This is a genomic window from Curtobacterium sp. MCPF17_046 (genome assembly GCF_003224295.1).
Classification (GTDB): domain Bacteria; phylum Actinomycetota; class Actinomycetes; order Actinomycetales; family Microbacteriaceae; genus Curtobacterium.
In genome coordinates, this window is the sequence record NZ_QKLB01000004.1 from 224,491 (window position 1) to 241,035 (window position 16,545).

14 protein-coding genes are annotated in these 16,545 nt (G+C 74.9%); 7 read left to right on the forward strand and 7 right to left on the reverse strand.

The features are described 5' to 3' along the window. Positions 1–30 precede the first annotated feature (30 nt). The 4 genes from galE to DEJ32_RS05740 all read left to right on the forward strand — a co-directional run bounded on the left by galE (position 31) and on the right by DEJ32_RS05740 (position 5,886). Positions 31–993, forward strand: coding sequence for a UDP-glucose 4-epimerase GalE (gene galE / locus DEJ32_RS05725; RefSeq protein ID WP_110900591.1), 963 nt, complete (start codon positions 31–33; stop codon positions 991–993). A gap of 220 nt (positions 994–1,213) precedes the next feature. Further along, the gene (locus DEJ32_RS05730; protein ID WP_375232109.1) at positions 1,214–1,546 is read left to right on the forward strand and encodes a WhiB family transcriptional regulator; all 333 of its coding nucleotides are present in this window, start codon (positions 1,214–1,216) and stop codon (positions 1,544–1,546) included. A gap of 93 nt (positions 1,547–1,639) precedes the next feature. Beyond that, the gene (locus DEJ32_RS05735; RefSeq protein WP_110900592.1) at positions 1,640–4,492 is read left to right on the forward strand and encodes a glycosyltransferase family 2 protein; all 2,853 of its coding nucleotides are present in this window, start codon (positions 1,640–1,642) and stop codon (positions 4,490–4,492) included. Then, positions 4,489–5,886, forward strand: coding sequence for a DUF5719 family protein (locus DEJ32_RS05740; protein WP_110824497.1), 1,398 nt, complete (start codon positions 4,489–4,491; stop codon positions 5,884–5,886). The genes DEJ32_RS05735 and DEJ32_RS05740 overlap by 4 nt, the downstream gene beginning before the upstream one ends. Before the next feature lie 151 nt (positions 5,887–6,037). Here DEJ32_RS05740 and DEJ32_RS05745 read toward each other — a convergent pair whose 3' ends face one another. Then, positions 6,038–6,478: a metallopeptidase family protein gene (locus DEJ32_RS05745; RefSeq protein WP_110824496.1), complete on the reverse strand. Its 441-nt coding sequence runs from the start codon at positions 6,476–6,478 to the stop codon at positions 6,038–6,040. 55 nt (positions 6,479–6,533) lie between these two features. Here DEJ32_RS05745 and DEJ32_RS05750 point away from each other — a divergent pair, with 55 nt between their 5' ends. Further along, positions 6,534–6,761 (forward strand): DUF3499 family protein, encoded by a 228-nt coding sequence (locus DEJ32_RS05750; RefSeq protein WP_110824495.1) that lies wholly within the window; start codon positions 6,534–6,536, stop codon positions 6,759–6,761. A 33-nt stretch (positions 6,762–6,794) separates the two neighbouring features. Beyond that, the gene (ahcY, locus tag DEJ32_RS05755) at positions 6,795–8,273 is read left to right on the forward strand and encodes an adenosylhomocysteinase (RefSeq protein ID WP_110900593.1); all 1,479 of its coding nucleotides are present in this window, start codon (positions 6,795–6,797) and stop codon (positions 8,271–8,273) included. Between the two features lie 28 nt (positions 8,274–8,301). Here ahcY and DEJ32_RS05760 read toward each other — a convergent pair whose 3' ends face one another. Further along, positions 8,302–9,171, reverse strand: a complete 870-nt coding sequence (locus tag DEJ32_RS05760) for an RDD family protein (RefSeq protein WP_110900594.1) — start codon at positions 9,169–9,171, stop codon at positions 8,302–8,304. Between the two features lie 122 nt (positions 9,172–9,293). On the opposite strand from DEJ32_RS05760, the gene DEJ32_RS05765 reads away from it, so the two are divergent. Next, positions 9,294–10,289, forward strand: coding sequence for a stage II sporulation protein M (locus DEJ32_RS05765; protein WP_110900595.1), 996 nt, complete (start codon positions 9,294–9,296; stop codon positions 10,287–10,289). Between the two features lie 245 nt (positions 10,290–10,534). Here the strand turns inward: DEJ32_RS05765 and DEJ32_RS05775 are convergent, their stop codons facing one another. From DEJ32_RS05775 to DEJ32_RS05795, 5 genes are read right to left on the reverse strand one after another with little or no spacing between them, the layout of a single operon-like run. Further along, the gene (locus DEJ32_RS05775) at positions 10,535–12,037 is read right to left on the reverse strand and encodes a DUF58 domain-containing protein (protein ID WP_258368909.1); all 1,503 of its coding nucleotides are present in this window, start codon (positions 12,035–12,037) and stop codon (positions 10,535–10,537) included. Next, positions 12,037–13,032 carry an AAA family ATPase gene (locus DEJ32_RS05780; protein ID WP_375342312.1) on the reverse strand — a complete coding sequence of 332 codons (996 nt, stop codon included), beginning with the start codon at positions 13,030–13,032 and terminating at the stop codon, positions 12,037–12,039. The genes DEJ32_RS05775 and DEJ32_RS05780 overlap by 1 nt, the downstream gene beginning before the upstream one ends. Continuing rightward, positions 13,029–14,405: a DUF4350 domain-containing protein gene (locus DEJ32_RS05785; protein WP_110900596.1), complete on the reverse strand. Its 1,377-nt coding sequence runs from the start codon at positions 14,403–14,405 to the stop codon at positions 13,029–13,031. The genes DEJ32_RS05780 and DEJ32_RS05785 overlap by 4 nt, the downstream gene beginning before the upstream one ends. After that, entirely contained in the window at positions 14,402–15,175 is a 774-nt protein-coding gene (locus DEJ32_RS05790; protein ID WP_110900597.1) for a DUF4129 domain-containing protein, read from the reverse strand. Before DEJ32_RS05790 ends, DEJ32_RS05785 begins: the two co-directional genes overlap by 4 nt. Next, positions 15,172–16,287, reverse strand: coding sequence for a glycerophosphoryl diester phosphodiesterase membrane domain-containing protein (locus tag DEJ32_RS05795; protein WP_181420589.1), 1,116 nt, complete (start codon positions 16,285–16,287; stop codon positions 15,172–15,174). Before DEJ32_RS05795 ends, DEJ32_RS05790 begins: the two co-directional genes overlap by 4 nt. Between the last annotated feature and the right edge of the window lie 258 nt (positions 16,288–16,545).

Genomic DNA, 16,545 nt, shown 5'->3' on the forward strand with positions numbered 1-16,545 from the left:
CGCCGGCGCCCGTTCCGCTAGCGTGGCGGCATGAGTTGGTTGGTCACCGGCGGTGCCGGGTACATCGGGTCCCACGTCGTCCGCGCGCTCGGTGCGGCGGGCATCGACACGGTCGCGTTCGACGACCTCTCGAGCGGGTTCCGCGCGTTCGTGCCGGAGGACGTCCCGTTCGTCCAGGGCACCGTCCTCGACGGCACGCTCCTCGAGCGGACCATGCGGGAGCACGCGGTGACGGGCGTCGTGCACGTCGCCGGGTTCAAGTACGCCGGGGTCTCGGTCGAGCGGCCCCTGCACACGTACGAGCAGAACGTCACCGGCATGGCGACGCTCCTCCGGGCCATGGCCGAGGTCGGGGTGGGCAAGGTCGTGTTCTCCTCGAGCGCGGCGGTCTACGGCACGCCGGACGTCGACGTCGTCGTGGAGGAGACCCCGAAGGCCCCGGAGTCGCCCTACGGCGAGTCGAAGCTCATCGGCGAGTGGTTGCTGCGGGACATGGAGGTCGCACGCGGCTTCACCACGACCTCGCTGCGCTACTTCAACGTCGTCGGCTCCGGGCAGCCGGACCTGTACGACGCGAGCCCGCACAACCTGTTCCCGCTCGTCTTCGACGCCCTGCTCGCCGGTCGGACGCCGCGCATCAACGGCGACGACTACGCGACGCCGGACGGCACCTGCGTGCGCGACTACGTCCACGTCGCCGACCTCGCGCACTCGCACGCGGTCGCGGCCCGGAAGCTCGAGACCGGTGCACCGCTGCAGCGCGCCTACAACCTGGGCAGCGGTGACGGTGTCAGTGTCCGGCAGATCATGGACGCGATGGCGCGGGGGACCGGCATCGACTTCCGGCCCGAGGTCGCCCCGCGGCGCGCCGGCGACCCGGCCCGCATCGTCGCGACCGGCGAGGCCGCCGCGCGGGACCTCGAGTGGGCGATGCGGCACTCGCTCGACGACATGGTGACGAGCGCCTGGGAGGCCCGGCGGCACGCCGCCTGACCGGTCGCCGCACCGTCGGCCCCCGTGGTCGTCCTGGCCGCGGGGGTCGCTCCGTGTCCCCCGGAACGGGTCCGGACAGGGCGCGACACGCCCGAATGGGGGACATGCGACGGCGGAACGCGGAGGGGCTCCTATGATCCGCGACTTGACTCCGGGGAATCACACCGCTGTAATTACACCGACGGCATCGTCGTCAGGGCCGCAACCGAGACGTCAAGGGGTGATCAGGGTGAGTGCATCCGACTTCGAAGCCGGAGTGCCGGACGACTGGCACGTCGACCCCGTGGCGCTCGGTGTGCCGGGAGTCCGTCGGACGACCGAGACCGACGACGAGAACCCGCTCTCCTGGCAGGTCGACTCGCTCTGCGCGCAGACCGACCCCGAGGCGTTCTTCCCCGAGAAGGGCGGCTCCACCCGCGAGGCCAAGAAGATCTGCACCTCGTGCGAGGTCCGGGCGCAGTGCCTCGAGTACGCGCTCGAGAACGACGAGCGCTTCGGGATCTGGGGCGGCCTCTCCGAACGTGAACGTCGGAAGCTGCGCAAGCGCGCCTGAGTCGCCGCCGGCCGACGCCGGTCCGGCCACCTTCGCAACGCGCCGCCGCCGCCCACCGGAACCGAGCCTCCCGGCCCGTAGAGTGGCGCCGTCATGCAGCCCAGTGCCTCCTCACGCCGCGTCACAGCGATCCTCGTCGCCGCCGATGCGGCTGACCACCTCGACCGCACGCTGAACGCCCTCGCTGCGCAGACCCGTCCGCCCGAGGCGCTCGTCGTCGTCGACGTCGGGTCCACCGACGGGTCCACCTCGGAACTCTCGTTCGGCGGCAGCGCCCAGCTCTCCCGGATCCCGGCCGGCCGGCCGTTCGGTGAAGCCGTGCGGCACGGCGAGCGGGTGGCCCCCCGCGCCGAGGCCGAGGACGGCGTCGACGAGTGGCTCTGGCTGGTCGGACACGACAACACCCCGACGCCCGGGACGCTCGCGGCACTCCTGGCGGCCGTCGAGATCGCCCCGTCGGTCGCGATCGCCGGGCCGAAGCTCGTCCACGTCGACGACCCGGCGCGCATCGCCGCCTTCGGCGAGAGCATGACCCGGCTCGGGCGCTCCGTCACCCTGGTGCAGGACGAACTCGACCAGGGGCAGCACGACCGCCAGACCGACGTGCTCGGCGTCTCGGCCGGCGGCATGCTCGTCCGGCGGTCCGTCTGGAACAGCCTCGGCGGGTTCGACCCGGCGCTGCCGGACGTCGACGCCGCCCTCGACTTCTCCGTCCGCGCGCGCCTGGCGGGGCACCGCGTCGCCGTCGTGCCCGAGGCCCGCGCCACCAGCGCCGGGCCGATCGAGGAGTTCGGTCGCGCCAAGGTCTCCGAGCGTCGCCGCGTGCGGATGCACCGGCAGGCGCAGCTGCACCGGCGCCTCACCTACGCGCCCGTCGGCGTCCTCTGGCTGCACTGGCTCACGCTCCTGCCCTTCGCCGTCGGCCGCGCGGTCGGACACCTCGTCGCCAAGCACCCCGCGGCGGTCGCCGGTGAACTGGCGGCCGCGCTCGCGGTCGCCTTCGGCGGTGGCGTCCGGCGTGCCCGTCGGACGCTGGCCGCGAACCGGAGGACCGGGTGGGCGGCGATCGAGCCGCTCCGCGTGAGCTGGCGGAGGGTGCACGAACACCGCACCACATCGCGTGACGTCGAGCTCGCGCGGGCGGAGGACGCACCGGTCGCCCGCGCGTCCTTCCTCGGGGACGGCGGCGTCTGGGTGGTGCTCGCCGCGGTGGTGCTGAGCGTCGTGACGCTGTTCCCCCTGCTCGGCTCGCCGGCGCTCACGGGCGGGGGACTCCTGCCGCTGAGCACCGACGTCGGCGACCTCTGGCGGAACGTCGGGTACGGCTGGCACTCGCTCGGCACCGGCTCCACCGGACCGTCGGACCCGTTCGCCGCGGTGCTCGCCGTCCTCGGGTCGATCACGTTCTGGTCGCCGTCCACCTCGGTCGTCGTCGTGATGCTGCTCTCGTTCCCGCTCGCCGCGTTCGGCGCCTGGGCGGCCGTGCGCAAGGTGACGACGCGGACCTGGGTCCCGGTCATCGGCGCCGTGCTCTACACGCTCGCCCCCGCGCTCGTCGGCGCGGTCACCTCGGGTCACCTCGGCGCCGTGATCGCACACGTGCTGCTGCCCTGGCTGTTCCTGACGCTCGTGGAGGCGCACCGCTCGTGGGCGTCCGCGTCGGGCGCCGCGCTGCTCTTCGCGGTCGTCGCCGCGTGCGCCCCGTCGCTCCTGCCGGTGCTGCTCGTCGGGTGGCTGGTCGCCCTGGTGGTCGGCTTCCGGCACGCGCACCGACGCGTCTTCGTGCCGGTCCCGGCAGCCGTGCTGTTCCTGCCGCTGGTCCTCGCGCAGGTGGGCAGGGGGAACCCGCTCGCCGTGTTCGCCGACCCGGGCGTCCCGACGGCCACACCCGCGCCGAGCGCACTCCAGCTCGCCATCGGGCAGCCGCTGCCGGACTGGAACGGCTGGCTCTCCGCCACCGCGCCCCTCGGCCTCGGCAGCGCGGTGCTGCCCGTCGCGATGGCGGTCCTGGCACTCCCGGTCGCCGCGAGCGCCCTCGGCGCCGTGCTGGGACACCGCTGGACCCTCGCGGGCACCGCGCTCGTCGCCGCACTCCTCGGGTACGCGACCGCGTTCGGCGCGACCCACCTCGCCGTCACCGGTGTCGGGTCCACGACGACGATCGTCTGGCCGGGCAGCGCCCTGTCCGTCATGGCCCTCGCCCTCGTGGTCGCCGCCTGCATCGGCATCGACACCGTGCCACGTGCGGCCCCGGTCGTCGGTCTCGTCGCGAGCGTCTTCGCGGCCGTCGCCGTCGCGCCTGCGTTCGGGGCCTTCTACCTCGACCGCGCGGCGATCCAGCCGACCTCGGGACGGGTGTTGAGCGCGTACGTCAACGCCGAGGCGCAGGCCAACCCGGACGTCGGCACCCTCGTCGTGCAGCCCCAGACCGACGGGTCCCTCGCGGTCTCCCTCGAGCGCGGCCAGGGCTCGACGCTGGACGACCAGTCCACGCTCGACGCGACCGCGCTGTCGCTCAGCCGGTCCGGTTCGCGGTTGGCCACGCTGGCCGGGAACCTCGCGAGCCGCAGTGGCTACGACCCCGAGCCGGCGCTCCGGGAACTCGGCGTCAGCTTCGTGCTGCTCGACGACGCGCCGGACGACCCCGAGGCCCGGGCGGTGCACGACCGCGCGGCCGGGGCGATCGGCCAGAACGCGCTCTTCACGAGCATCGGCGAGACGACGAACGGCGCGCTCTTCCACTACGAGGGCGACGTCGACCGCACGAGCACCGGGTCCGCCGCCGCGAAGGCCACGCACGTGCTGTACCTCGTGGTGATCGGGATCGTGTTCGGTGCCGCCGCACTGCTCGCCGTCCCGACCGCACCGCGTCGACGCCGTGCCACCTCGAACGTGATCGAGGCCGACGAACCCGCCACCACCTTCGACGAGGAGCGCGACGAATGAGCACGAGCACCGCGCGCCGCTGGGCGCTCCGCGGCACCGCGACCGCCGTCGCCGTCGTCGTCGCGGCCGGCACGATCGCCGCCGCGCACACCATCGGCACCAGCGAGACGCCCGGGCACCCGGCGGGTCGGACCGTCACGCCCGTCCCCGCCGCGGCGGAACGGGTCTGCGCGGGGAGCGCGCTGCGGCTCTCCGACGACGCCGGCAACGACGCCACCCGGGCGAGCGCGGTCGGTTCCCCGGAGATCGCGAGCGCCACCACGGGTGGGACCGTCGAGCGCACGCAGCTCGAGGGGTCGAGCACCGGCAGCAGCGACCCGACCCTGCTCACCGCGCCCGCCGGGGACACCGCGCCGCAGGTCGCCGGCAGCAGCGTCCAGAGCGTCTCCGACGGCGACCTGGTCGGCATGGGGGCGGCGTCGTGCGACGACCCGTCGCAGTCGACCTGGTTGGTCGGCGGCTCGACGGAGACCGGCCGGACGAGCCTCGTCACGCTCGCCAACCCCACCGACGTCAACGCGACCGTGGACCTGGCGATCGCCGACGCCGAGGGCACCGTCAGCGCGCCCGGCACGACCGGCATCGTCGTCGCCCCGAACTCCCAGAAGGTCGTCCCGCTCTCCGGCTTCGTCACCGACCAGGGCGCGACGGTGGTCCACGTCACCTCGACCGGGGGCCAGATCGTCGCGCACATGCAGGAGACCGTCGTCCGGACGCTCACCCCCGGTGGGTTCGACATCGTCTCGGGCGGAGCCGCTCCCGCGCGCACGCAGGTCATCCCGGGTGTCGTGCTCGACGACGCCGAGGGGGCGCAGCGTGGCGAGGACACCGCGGACGCGGCACCCGCGCTCCGGCTCTACGTGCCGGGGGACCGGGCGGCGAGGGTGACGCTCGGCATCACGACGGCGGACGGCGGTGGCACCACCGTGGACGCCACCGCGGAGCCCGGCATCGTCACCGACGTGCCGCTCGACGACTTCCCGGACGGCCGGTACTCGTTCACGATCACCTCGACGGTGCCGATCGTCGCCGCGGCGCGCACGACCACGCCGACCGAGGACGGCCGGACGGACCTCGGCTGGTTCGCCTCGGCGGAACCGCTCGGCGCGTCGACGGTCACCGCCGTCGCCCCCGGTTCCGGTGCCAGGCTCAACCTCGTCAACCCCACGCGGGAGGACGCGACCGTCACGATCGCGTCCGGTGAGGACTCCCAGGAGGTCGAGGTCGCCTCCGGGTCGACCGCGACGGTCAGCGTGCCGAGCACGCAGCAGCTGCGTATCACCGGCGCGGCGGGACTCGTCGCCGGCGTCACGTACCAGGGCGACGACGGCATCGCCGGGTTCCCGGTCCGGCCGTCCACCGAGGTGTCCAGCCCCCTGCGGGTCTACCCCTAGCGGGTCTGCCCCTGGCGGGTCTGCCGCTGGCGGGTCTGCCGCTGGCGGGTCTGCGGCTGGCGGGTCTGCGGCTGGCGGGTCTGGCCCTGGTGCGTCCGCCGGGTCGGCCGGCGGTCGTCGCCTGCGCGCGGTGCCGGCCGGGAGGCCCGGGTCACCAGTGCCGGTAGCGGTCCGGTGCCAGGTCCCACGGGTCCTTGTCGATGAGCTCGGCCACGGCGCGGAACACCGCGGTCTCGACGACGATGCGCCGGTCCACGTCGTCCTTCTCCGGGCTGTGCGTCACACGCTCCACCGGGATCCGGAACACCGTGACGCGGCGGCCGTCCCGGTCGATCCGCCACCGCGGCAGAGCGTCGGGGAGCGTCGCGTCGTGCGGCATGTCCGCGACCTGGAACACGACCCCGGCGAGTTCCTCCGGCCAGAGGCCGACCAGGTAGTGCGCGGTGTCGCCGACGACGCGGTCGAAGACCTCGGCGCGGGTCGTCACGGGTGCGAGTTCGGGACCGGTGACGCTCGAGCGGTACCCCCGGCCGTGCCGGGAACGCCCGCGAGCACGGTCGACCCGCGGGACGGGAGGGGGCTTGCGACGCATCCGCCCATCGTACGCGGCGGCCCCCACGGCGGCTGCCGGTAGGGTCGCAGACGGTATGGACGTACGGATCTGCAGCAAGGTCGCCTGTGGCGCGGGCGCCTCGGCGACCCTGACGTACGACTACGCCGACTCCATGGTGGTCGTCGGACCGCTGTCCACGCGCGTCGAACCGCACGGCTACGACCTCTGCGCCCGGCATGCCGCGACGCTCCGGGTGCCGCGGGGATGGCAGGTCGTCCGCCGCGACCCGCCGCCGAGGACCCCGGACCGCACCCCGTCCTGACCCGGGTCCGGAGACCGTGGGAGACTGGTCCCCATGCCGATCGAAACCCGCGCCGCCGTCCCGTTCCGCGTCGCCGACCTCACGCTCGCCGAGGCCGGACGCCACCAGATCCGCCTCGCCGAGAACGAGATGCCCGGCCTGATGGCCCTGCGCGAGGAGTTCGGCGCCTCACAGCCCCTCGCAGGCGCGCGCATCGCCGGCTCGCTGCACATGACCGTGCAGACGGCCGTCCTCATCGAGACCCTCGTCGCGCTCGGCGCCCAGGTCCGCTGGGCCAGCTGCAACATCTTCTCCACGCAGGACGAAGCGGCCGCGGCCGTCGCCGTCGGCCCGACCGGGACGCCCGATGCCCCGGCCGGCGTCCCCGTGTTCGCGTGGAAGGGCGAGACCCTCGAGGAGTACTGGTGGTGCACCACCCAGGTCTTCGACTGGAGCGCCGAGGCCGCGGCGGCCGGGGCCGACTGGACCGGGCCGAACCTCATCCTCGACGACGGCGGTGACGCGACCATGCTCGTGCACACCGGTGCCGACGCCGAGGCAGCGGGCCGGGTGCCCGAGGCCGGTGCGGACGCCAGCGCCGAGTGGAAGATCGTGCTGGCAACGGTCGCCGCCTCGCTCGAGGAGTCCCCGGACCGCTGGACCCGCATCGCGGCCGAGGTGCAGGGCGTCACGGAGGAGACCACGACGGGCGTGCACCGGCTGTACGAGCTGGCCCGGAACGGCGAGCTGAAGTTCCCGGCGATCAACGTGAACGACTCCGTGACGAAGTCGAAGTTCGACAACAAGTACGGCATCCGTCACTCGCTGCCCGACGGGCTGAACCGGGCCACCGACGTCCTCATCGGCGGCAAGGTCGCCTTCGTGGTCGGCTACGGCGACGTCGGCAAGGGCGCTGCCGAGGCCCTCCGTGGGCAGGGCGCGCGCGTCATCGTCAGCGAGGTCGACCCGATCTGCGCACTGCAGGCCGCGATGGACGGCTACCAGGTCGCCCGGTTGCAGGACGTCGCCGGCGAGGTCGACATCGTCGTCACCTGCACGGGCAACCTCAACGTCGTCGGGGTCGAGGACATGCTGGCGCTGAAGCACCTCGCGATCGTGGCGAACGTCGGGCACTTCGACAACGAGATCGACATGACCGGGCTCGAGACCCTGCCGGGGGTGGAGAAGGTCGAGATCAAGCCGCAGGTGCACGAGTGGCGCCTGCCGAACGGCCGCTCGATCCTCGTCCTCAGCGAGGGCCGCCTCATGAACCTCGGCAACGCCACCGGGCACCCGTCCTTCGTGATGAGCAACTCGTTCACGAACCAGGTGCTCGCGCAGATCGAGCTGCACACCCGCCTCGACGCCTATCCCACCGGGGTCTACGTGCTGCCGAAGCACCTGGACGAGAAGGTGGCGCGGCTGCACCTCGACGCGCTCGGCGTGCGGCTCACCGAACTCCGTCCGGAGCAGGCGTCCTACATCGGTGTCGCCGTCGAGGGCCCGTACAAGCCCGAGCACTACCGGTACTGACGCCGGCGCCGGCTCGCGTCCGCGTGGGTCAGCGCGGGAAGCCGGGCGGGCGGGCGCCCGCCACACCGGTGGCCGTGTCGAGCGCGCGCAGCCGGGAGCTGAACGCCCGGGCGTCGCGCTGTCGTCGGAGCGCCACGACACCGGCCAGGAACTCCTCCGGCGGCACCGGCGGGACCGGGTGCACGTACTCGGCGACCTCGGCTGCGAGGGCGCGGGCTGCAGCGTCCCGGTGCGCTGGCTGCACGGACGCGGCCCCGCGGAAGAACGCCCCGAGCCGGTTCTCGAGCCGCTGGGGCAGCGCTCGGACGTCGGCCACGCGGGCCCAGCCGGCCAGTGACGGCGGCAGGGACACCGACGGGGCAGCGGAGCGCGGGAGTCGTTCGTGCTGGACCACGGTGCCGGCGAGCAGGTCGCCGAGGCGGCGCGGTCGGGAGCCGAACAGGGCGACCACGAGCGCGAGCGACCCGACGGTGCCCCAGAGCTCGAGCAGACCGACCAGCGACCGGGTGAAGGCGTGGCGGAAGGACACCGCGCCGCCGTCGAGCCGGACCACCCGCGTCCCGAGCGCGTACCGCCCGACGCTCTTGCCCCGGGTCGCCGTCTCGACGGCCGCGGGGACGAGCACGAACACGGTCACGACGACGGCGATCTGCGACGCGGCTGCCCACGCGTCGTCGACGCCTGCCGGCCAGACGCGCGACAGGCCGATGAGCAACATCACGAGGAGCACGCCGAGGCAGAGCGCGTCGAGGAGCGCCGCCGCGAGACGGAGCACGATGCCTGCCGGGACGACGTCGAGCGCCACCGCCTCGCCGACGACGAGTGCGTCGTCGGTGTCGTCGAGCGCGCGGACGAACCGTCCGTCCGCCAGGTCGCGGGGCGTGCTGCGCTTCGGCATGGGATCATTCTGGCGGAAGCGTGCCACGAGCGGCAGGACGGGCTCGACGCGGTGACGGTGGGGGCGACGTCCCGGTCGACGCCGTGACGGCCGTCGGCGGCGGAGGACCGAGGGGGAGACGGATGGACCTGGACGCGTACGCGGACGTGCACCGCGAGCGGTGGACGGAGCTCGACCGGCTCGCCCGGCGCCGCCCGTCCTCCGGTGCCGACGTCGACCGCCTGGTCGCCGGGTACCAGGCCGCCGCGACCGACCTGGCGCGGATCCGGGCCGCCGCGCCCCGGTCCGCCACGGGGGACCGGCTGTCCCTCACCCTGCACCGTGCCCGGCTCCGGTTCACCGGGACACCGGCCGACCCGCTGACCATGCTGACCAGGTTCTTCGCACTGCAGCTGCCGGCGGCGCTGTACCGCATCCGCTGGGTGACCATCTGGGTCGCGGTCGCCACCGTCCTCGTCGCGGGCATCACGGCGGTCTGGATCGCCTCCACACCGGGCGCCGTCGCCACCTTCGGCACGGACGCCGCGCTCCGGCAGTACGCGACGCAGGACTTCGTCGACTACTACTCGGACCACGGCCTCGGTGCCTTCACCGCGCAGGTGTGGACGAACAACGCGTACATCGCGGCAAGCATGGTCGCGTTCGGGATCACCGGACTGTTCGTGCCGTACGCGATCATGCAGAACGCGGTCAGTCTCGGTGTCTCGGCGTCGATCATGCACTCGCAGGGGCGGCTCGGCGACTTCTTCCTCTACATCGCGCCGCACGGGCAGCTCGAGCTGTACTCGATCTTCCTCGCGGGCGGTGCCGGCCTCATGATCGCCTGGTCGTGGATCGCCCCCGGTGCCCGGACCCGCGCGCAGGCCCTGGCCGAGGACGGGCGGGCGCTCATCACGGTCGCGATCGGGCTCGTGCTCACGCTGCTGCTGTCCGGCGTCGTCGAGGGCACCGTGACCCGGCAGGAGTGGCCGTGGCCGGTGAAGATCGGCATCGGGACGGTCGCGCTCGCCCTGGTCCTGGCGTACCAGTGGGTGCTCGGCGGTCGGGCGTACCGGGCGGGGGAGCGCGGGGACCTCGACGAGTTCGACCGCGGCGCCGCGGCGATCGTCGCGGGCTGACCCGGTCCACGGCCCCCGACCGGCCGTCGGCGGTCGGCGATCCGCGTCCTGCCCGCTCCGGAGCTGCGCACCGCGACCGTCGCGCCGTGCCCGCACCGCGTCCGTCGCGCCGTGCCCGCACCGCGTCCGTCGCGCCGTGCCCGCACCGCGTCCGTGGCGCCGTGCGCGATCCGCGGCCGTGCGCCGCGTCCTGCCCGCTCCGGGGCTGTGCATCGCGTCCGTCGCGACCTGCCCGCCGGACCGGGTCAGAGCCTCCCGGACGCCTTCGCCCGGATGTACGCGTCCGCGGTGCGCGGTGGGACGTCCTCGGGCAGCCCCCGCACCACCTCGGCACCCGCGCGTCTGGCGACCTCCGCGACGCCGTCGGCGTCGAGGAGCGTCCGTTCCGCGGCGGCGCGTCGGTACACCTGCTCCGCGTCCTTCCGCGACCAGCCGTCCCGCACCGACCAGCCGTCCAGCCGTGACGAGCCGAGCCGATGCGACGACCCGGTCCGGCGACCCGTCGGGGCTCCGTCTCCGGCCCGGTCCCTGGCAGCGCGCCCGGTCCCGTCGCGTCCGGTCCGGTCTCGTCCGGTCCGGTCTCGTTCGGCGCGCCGACCCGCCGCGTCCGCCCCGCCCCCGTCCGTCGTCCCACCGGTCGCGGCCATCCGCACCACGGCGGGGTCCTCGACCGACGTGACGACCACGGCGTGCCGACGGCCGAGCACAGGCAGCACCGCGAGCAGGTCGCCGGACGCGCCCACCGAGTCGAGGCTCGTCGCGAGCACCACGAGCGCCCGCTGCGTCGTCACCGCGTCGACGATCGCCGGGACGGCCGCCCAATCGGTGGCCCGGAGCCCGGGCTCGGCGGTGGCCAGGGTCTCCCCGAACCGCTGCACGACGTCCGCCCGGGTGGCGCCGTGCACGCGACCCCGGACGGTGTCGTCGAGCACCACGAGGTCGACCCGGTCCCCGGCAGCGGCGGCGAGCGCCCCGACGAGCAGCGCCGTCTCGATCGCGGTGTCCAGGCGGGGCTCGTCGTCGACCCGTCCGGCTCCGGCACGACCGGCGTCGACGACGACCACGACCCGGCGGTCGCGCTCCGGCCGCCAGGTGCGCACAACGAGGTCCTGCCGCCGGGCCGTGGCACGCCAGTCGATCGACCGGACGTCGTCCCCGCGGACGTAGTCGCGGAGGGAGTCGAACTCGGTACCGTGCCCGCGCAGCTGCAGGGTCGTCTCGCCGTCGAGTTCCCGCAGGCGGGCCAGGCGTGACGGCAGGTGTCGCCGCGACCGGAACGGCGGGGTGACCACCAGGGCGTCCGGCGCAGCGACGACCCGTTGCCGCGCGGCGAGTCCGAGTGGGCCGGCTGCCCGGAGCGCGATCCCGGCGGTGGTGCGTCGGCCGCGACGGAAGGGGGCGAACCGCATCCGGGCGGTGCGGCGCTCGCCTCCGGGCACGGTGATCGGGATCCGACGCGGTCCGTGGCCGGCCGAGGGCTCCCACATGTCCCGGACCACCGCCCGCAGCACCCGCCGACCGTCGTTGGCGAGCACCAGCGTCCCCTCGGCCGTGGTGTCGCGGCGGGCGAGGCGGGGCATCCGCCGTTCCACCCGCACCAGTCGCAGGTCGGCCGCCAGCACGAGGTCGACGGCGGCGGCGAGCACCACGAGGCCGATCCACGCGAGACCGCCCCACCCGCTGCCGAGCAACACGGTGGGGACGATCGCGACGGCGAGGAGCGCGACGAACCGACCGGTGACGGCCACTAGATCGGCACCCTGACCTGCTCGAGCACCTGCTGCAGCACGCCGTCCGCCCCGACGCCCTCGAGTTCGGCGTCGGGCGCGATGCGGAGCCGGTGCCGCCAGACGGGCAGGAGCATCGCCTGCACGTGGTCGGGTGTGATGGCGTCGTAGCCGGTCAGCCAGGCCCAGGCCTTCGCAGCGGCGAGGAGCGCGGTCGACCCGCGCGGGCTCACCCCGACGCGGACGGACGGTGCCTGCCGGGTGGCACGGGCCAGGTCGACCACGTACGCGAGCACGTCGTCCCGGGCGCCGACGGCCCGTACGGCGCGCTGCGCGGCACGGACCTCGTCGACGCCGACGACGGGTACGATGCCGGCGGAACGGACGTCCCGCGCCACGAACCCGTCGGCGTGCCGGCGGAGGACCTGCCACTCGACGTCGCGCGGTGGCAGGTCGAGCGTGAGCTTCATGAGGAAACGGTCGAGCTGCGCCTCCGGGAGCGTGTACGTCCCCTCGAACTCGATGGGGTTCATCGTCGCCGCGACGAAGAACGGGTCGGGCAGCGGCCGGGCGGCACCGTCGACGCTGACCTGGCGTTCCTCCATGGCCTCGAGCAGCGCGGACTGCGTCTTCGGGGGCGTCCGGTTCACCTCGTCCGCGAGCAGCACGTTCGTGAACACCGGCCCCTCGCGGAACGGGAAGGTCCCGGTCGAGGCGTCGTACACGAGCGAGCCGGTGACGTCGCCGGGCATCAGGTCCGGTGTGAACTGGATGCGCTTCGTGTCGAGCGACATCGCCGCCGCGAGGCTCCGCACGAGCAGGGTCTTCGCGACGCCGGGGACGCCCTCGAGCAGGACGTGTCCCTGCGCGAGCAGACCCACGATCATGCCGGAGACCGCGCCCTCCTGGCCGACGACGGCCTTGCCGACCTCGGTGCGGACGCGACCGAGGACCTCGCGCAGGGGGTCGCCGCCCGAGCGGGGCCCGGGTGCGGGTGTGGTGGGCAGGTCGGTCACGGTCGTCCTCCTGGTGGTGTGGGCGGGGTCGGTGTCGTGGACGGGGGTGTCGGCGGTGCGGCCCGGCCGGCGACGCCGTCCCGGGGACCGCGCCGCGCGCGCGCACCTGTGGGGGGAGTGCGGCTCGCGTCGTCGGCGGTCCTCGGCGGAGCCGTCCGGGAGGCTCGGCGCACGTCCCCGGACACGGCCAGGCCGACCGCGTCCTCCAGGTCGTCGAGGGCGGTCGCGCCGGCGACGAGCGCACGGTCGTCGCCGGTGGGCCCGCCGACGAGCACTGCTCCGACCTGCCCGACCGGTCGGCCGGTCCCGGCGGCGGTCCGGCGCACCACCTCGTCGACGTGTGCGGAGCGGGGCAGGCCGAGCTGCCGCCCGATCCGGCGGACCGCGGCGATCCGGAGCGTGTCGAGCGTGTGCGTCCGGTCGCGGACCCGCACGGCGAGGCGCGCGCGTCCCTCGGTGGTCTCGGCGGCACGGACCACGACCGGCAGGTGTTCGACCACGAGGGGGCCGAGCCGTCGGCCGCGCCAGACCGCCGCGGCGACCGCCACCACGCCGAGCACGCCGATCGCGCTCGGGACCCACGGCGGAGCGAGGTCGCCGAGCGAGGGAGCGGCGTCGGCGCCCCCGGCCGTCGGCACGTACCAGACCAGGTCCTCCTGACTGCCGAGCAGTCCGAGCGCCAGGGCCGCGTTGCCCGCACGGGTCACGGTGTCGTTCCGGAAGGCCGCCGTCGTGCCGACGACGGTGACGTGCCCGGCCGGGGTCGCCGTGCGGAGGAGACCCCACCGACGGTCCGCTCCGGTGCCGGACGGGACGCAGCGGACCACGTCCGGGTCGTCGGTCGCGTAGGTGACCCCGGCGGTGCTGACGGTCCCGGCGTCGCGGGCGGCCGGGATCGCGCACGACGCGGTCGACGCCGTGGTGTCCGTCGAGGACGCGCCGGCCGGACGCGCGTCGAGGCCGAACGCCTCCAGGACGCCGGGGTCGGTGGTGACGAGGACCACGTCGGCCGCGGTCCTCGCGATGCGGCGGGCGACGGACGGGGCGAGCACCCCGGCCGAGTCGTCCACCAGGACGGTGCCCTCGCCGCTGCCGATCCGGTCGGCGTCGGAGACGACCGTGACCTCGGTGCCCTGCTCGCCGAGGACCCGCACCAGTGCCCGCGAGCCGCTGCCCGTCGTCGACGACGGGTCGAGCGGGACGTCCGACGGCTGCTGGCCGGGACCGACGGCGGCGGTCAGGACCGCCAGGAGCAGCCCGACGACGACCACCGCGGCCCAGGCACCGATGCGCAGGGCACGGTCACGCGGGGTCGGCCCGGTCGGGGCGGCAGCCGCTCCGGCCGGTGCCGCCGGCGTCGCGGTGGTGCTCATGCCCGGACCCCCGGGTCGGCGCCCGTCCGGTCGGCGTCCGTCCGGTCGGCGGGCCGTGCCGGGACAGAGGGACCCGCCGGGCCGGGAGCGCTGCCGGCGTCGGTGCCGGTCCCTGTGCCGGCGCGGTGTCCGCCCGGGCCGCCGGGGCCGCCCGTCGTGACCGGTCGGGCGGCGCGCACCGCCGCGGAGGCGTCGAGCACGCGCCGGGCGGTCTCCTCGTCGGCGTCGACCCCGAGGTACCGGACGGCGTCGAAGGCGTCCGACGCGTCCCGCAGCACGGTGCCGAGGGTGGGGAACGGCACCGTGGCGCGGTCCGCGATGGCACGGGCGGTGGCCCCGGGGACCACCGTGACCAGGTCCCGTTCGCCGAGACCCCGGGCCAGCGCGCGGTACCCCTCGAGCACCGCGGTCGACCAGTCCCCGGCCCGGAACGCCGCGCTGGCCGCAGCGGCGACGGCGCTCGCCGAGCGGAGGTCGTCGTCGTCGAACACCCCGCCCGGGTCCTCGCCGCGCAGCCGTGCTCGTCGGCGCGGCAGCCCGCGGGTGACCACGACGAGCACCACGACGGCGACGAGCACGACGACCGCGATCACGAGCAGGGTCCGCCCGAACGTGGTGGAGCCGCCACCGTCCGGCAGCAGGGACCCGAGCCAGTCGAGGAAGGCCCGGGAGGCGCGGTCCCACCAGGTCTCCTGCGCCCCGCGGTACTCGGCGCGGCCGAGCTCCTGCTCGAGCAGGCGGCGGGCCTCGTCCGGGTCGACCGCGGTCACGGGCGACCGCTCGGCGGGGCCTGCTGCTCGGGCCAGCGCTGCTCTGGCCAGCCCTGCTGCTGCTGCCAGCCCTGCTGCTCGGGCCAGCCCTGCTGCTGGGGCCAGCCCTGCCGGGGCGACCACGACTGCCGGTCGCCGGGGCTCGACGGCGCGAAGGGGTCGGCCGGCTGCCCGGTCTCCAGGTGCGCGGCGATGCGCTGGTCGAGCGCCTCGGTCCGGATGCGCCGGTCGATCGTCAGGAAGGTGGTGATCGACGCGGTCAGCACGTCCGTGACGCACTGCACCGCGATCACGAGCAGGCTGCCGATGGCGAGCGTGACGACGGCGCCGACCGAGGGCGGCCCTCCGGCGGTCGAGGATCCGGTTTGACCGAGCGGGTCGAACACCCCGGAGAACAGCGTGAGCCCGACGGTCAGCGGGACGCTGGCGATGCTCGCCGCGAAGGCCAGCACCACCTGCACGAGCAGCAGGATCCCGAAGGTCCGCCAGAACGCGCCACGGGTGAGGCGCCACGACTGCCCGGCGGCCGAGAAGACCCCGCGGCCCTCGAGCGCGATGGTCGGGACGGTGAAGGCGAACCGCGTGGTGAAGAAGGCGACGAGCACGGCGAACCCGAGGACCATCACGACGATCGTCAGGACGAACCACCCGACGGCACCGTCACCGGCGGACAGGGCGGCCACGAACGCGAGCACGACCAGGACGAAGACCGTCCCGAGCACGACCCCGCCGGCGAGCTGCAGCAGGATCCACCCGAGGACCGATCGCCGACGTCCGGCGAGCAGTGCCCACAGCCCACGGAACGTGCCGCGCCGTCCGAGGACGCGCTGCCCGGTGTCGACCGCGATCGGGGCGACGAGGAACCCGCGCGCCAGGTACGCCAGGAACGGGAGGCCGATCGACAGCACGGCGTACAACGTCACGGTGCCCGCGATGATCGTGTCGGCGTCACCCGTGCCGTCCACCGCCGCGAGCATGCGGGACTGCAGGGTGCGCTGCCCGAAGGCCGAGGTGAGCGTGGACACGAGGCCCAGCACGCCGGAGAGCAGCACGGCCCAGAGCAGCAGCACCCGCGCGTTGCGGCGGAAGACCGTGAAGGCGCCGGCGAGCACGTCGCCGAGGCCGAGCGGACGGAGCGGGATGACCGGGCGGACGGGCTGCGGACCCGGCCCTCCGACGGACGGGAGCGGTGGCGGCTGGTGCCCCGGACCTCCCGGCCCACCGACGGACGCCGGCCGCGCGGGGGAGTACACCGGGCCTCCCGGGCCGCCGTGACCGCCCTGCGTGGGCCACCCTGGTGCGCCGGACGCGCGCTCGGGACCGCCCGTGTGCTCCGGTGGCGTCCCCGCTCCCGGAACCTGCCATCCGCC

Bases quoted from the DNA above. Each gene is read 5' to 3' on its own strand.
- galE (WP_110900591.1), top strand. From the start codon at position 31: ATGAGTTGGTTGGTCACCGGCGGTGCCGGGTACATCGGGTCCCACGTC.
- DEJ32_RS05735 (WP_110900592.1), top strand. From the start codon at position 1,640: ATGCAGCCCAGTGCCTCCTCACGCCGCGTCACAGCGATCCTCGTCGCC.
- DEJ32_RS05740 (WP_110824497.1), top strand. From the start codon at position 4,489: ATGAGCACGAGCACCGCGCGCCGCTGGGCGCTCCGCGGCACCGCGACC.
- DEJ32_RS05745 (WP_110824496.1), bottom strand. From the start codon at position 6,478: ATGCGTCGCAAGCCCCCTCCCGTCCCGCGGGTCGACCGTGCTCGCGGG.
- DEJ32_RS05750 (WP_110824495.1), top strand. From the start codon at position 6,534: ATGGACGTACGGATCTGCAGCAAGGTCGCCTGTGGCGCGGGCGCCTCG.
- ahcY (WP_110900593.1), top strand. From the start codon at position 6,795: ATGCCGATCGAAACCCGCGCCGCCGTCCCGTTCCGCGTCGCCGACCTC.
- DEJ32_RS05760 (WP_110900594.1), bottom strand. From the start codon at position 9,171: ATGCCGAAGCGCAGCACGCCCCGCGACCTGGCGGACGGACGGTTCGTC.
- DEJ32_RS05765 (WP_110900595.1), top strand. From the start codon at position 9,294: ATGGACCTGGACGCGTACGCGGACGTGCACCGCGAGCGGTGGACGGAG.
- DEJ32_RS05785 (WP_110900596.1), bottom strand. From the start codon at position 14,405: ATGAGCACCACCGCGACGCCGGCGGCACCGGCCGGAGCGGCTGCCGCC.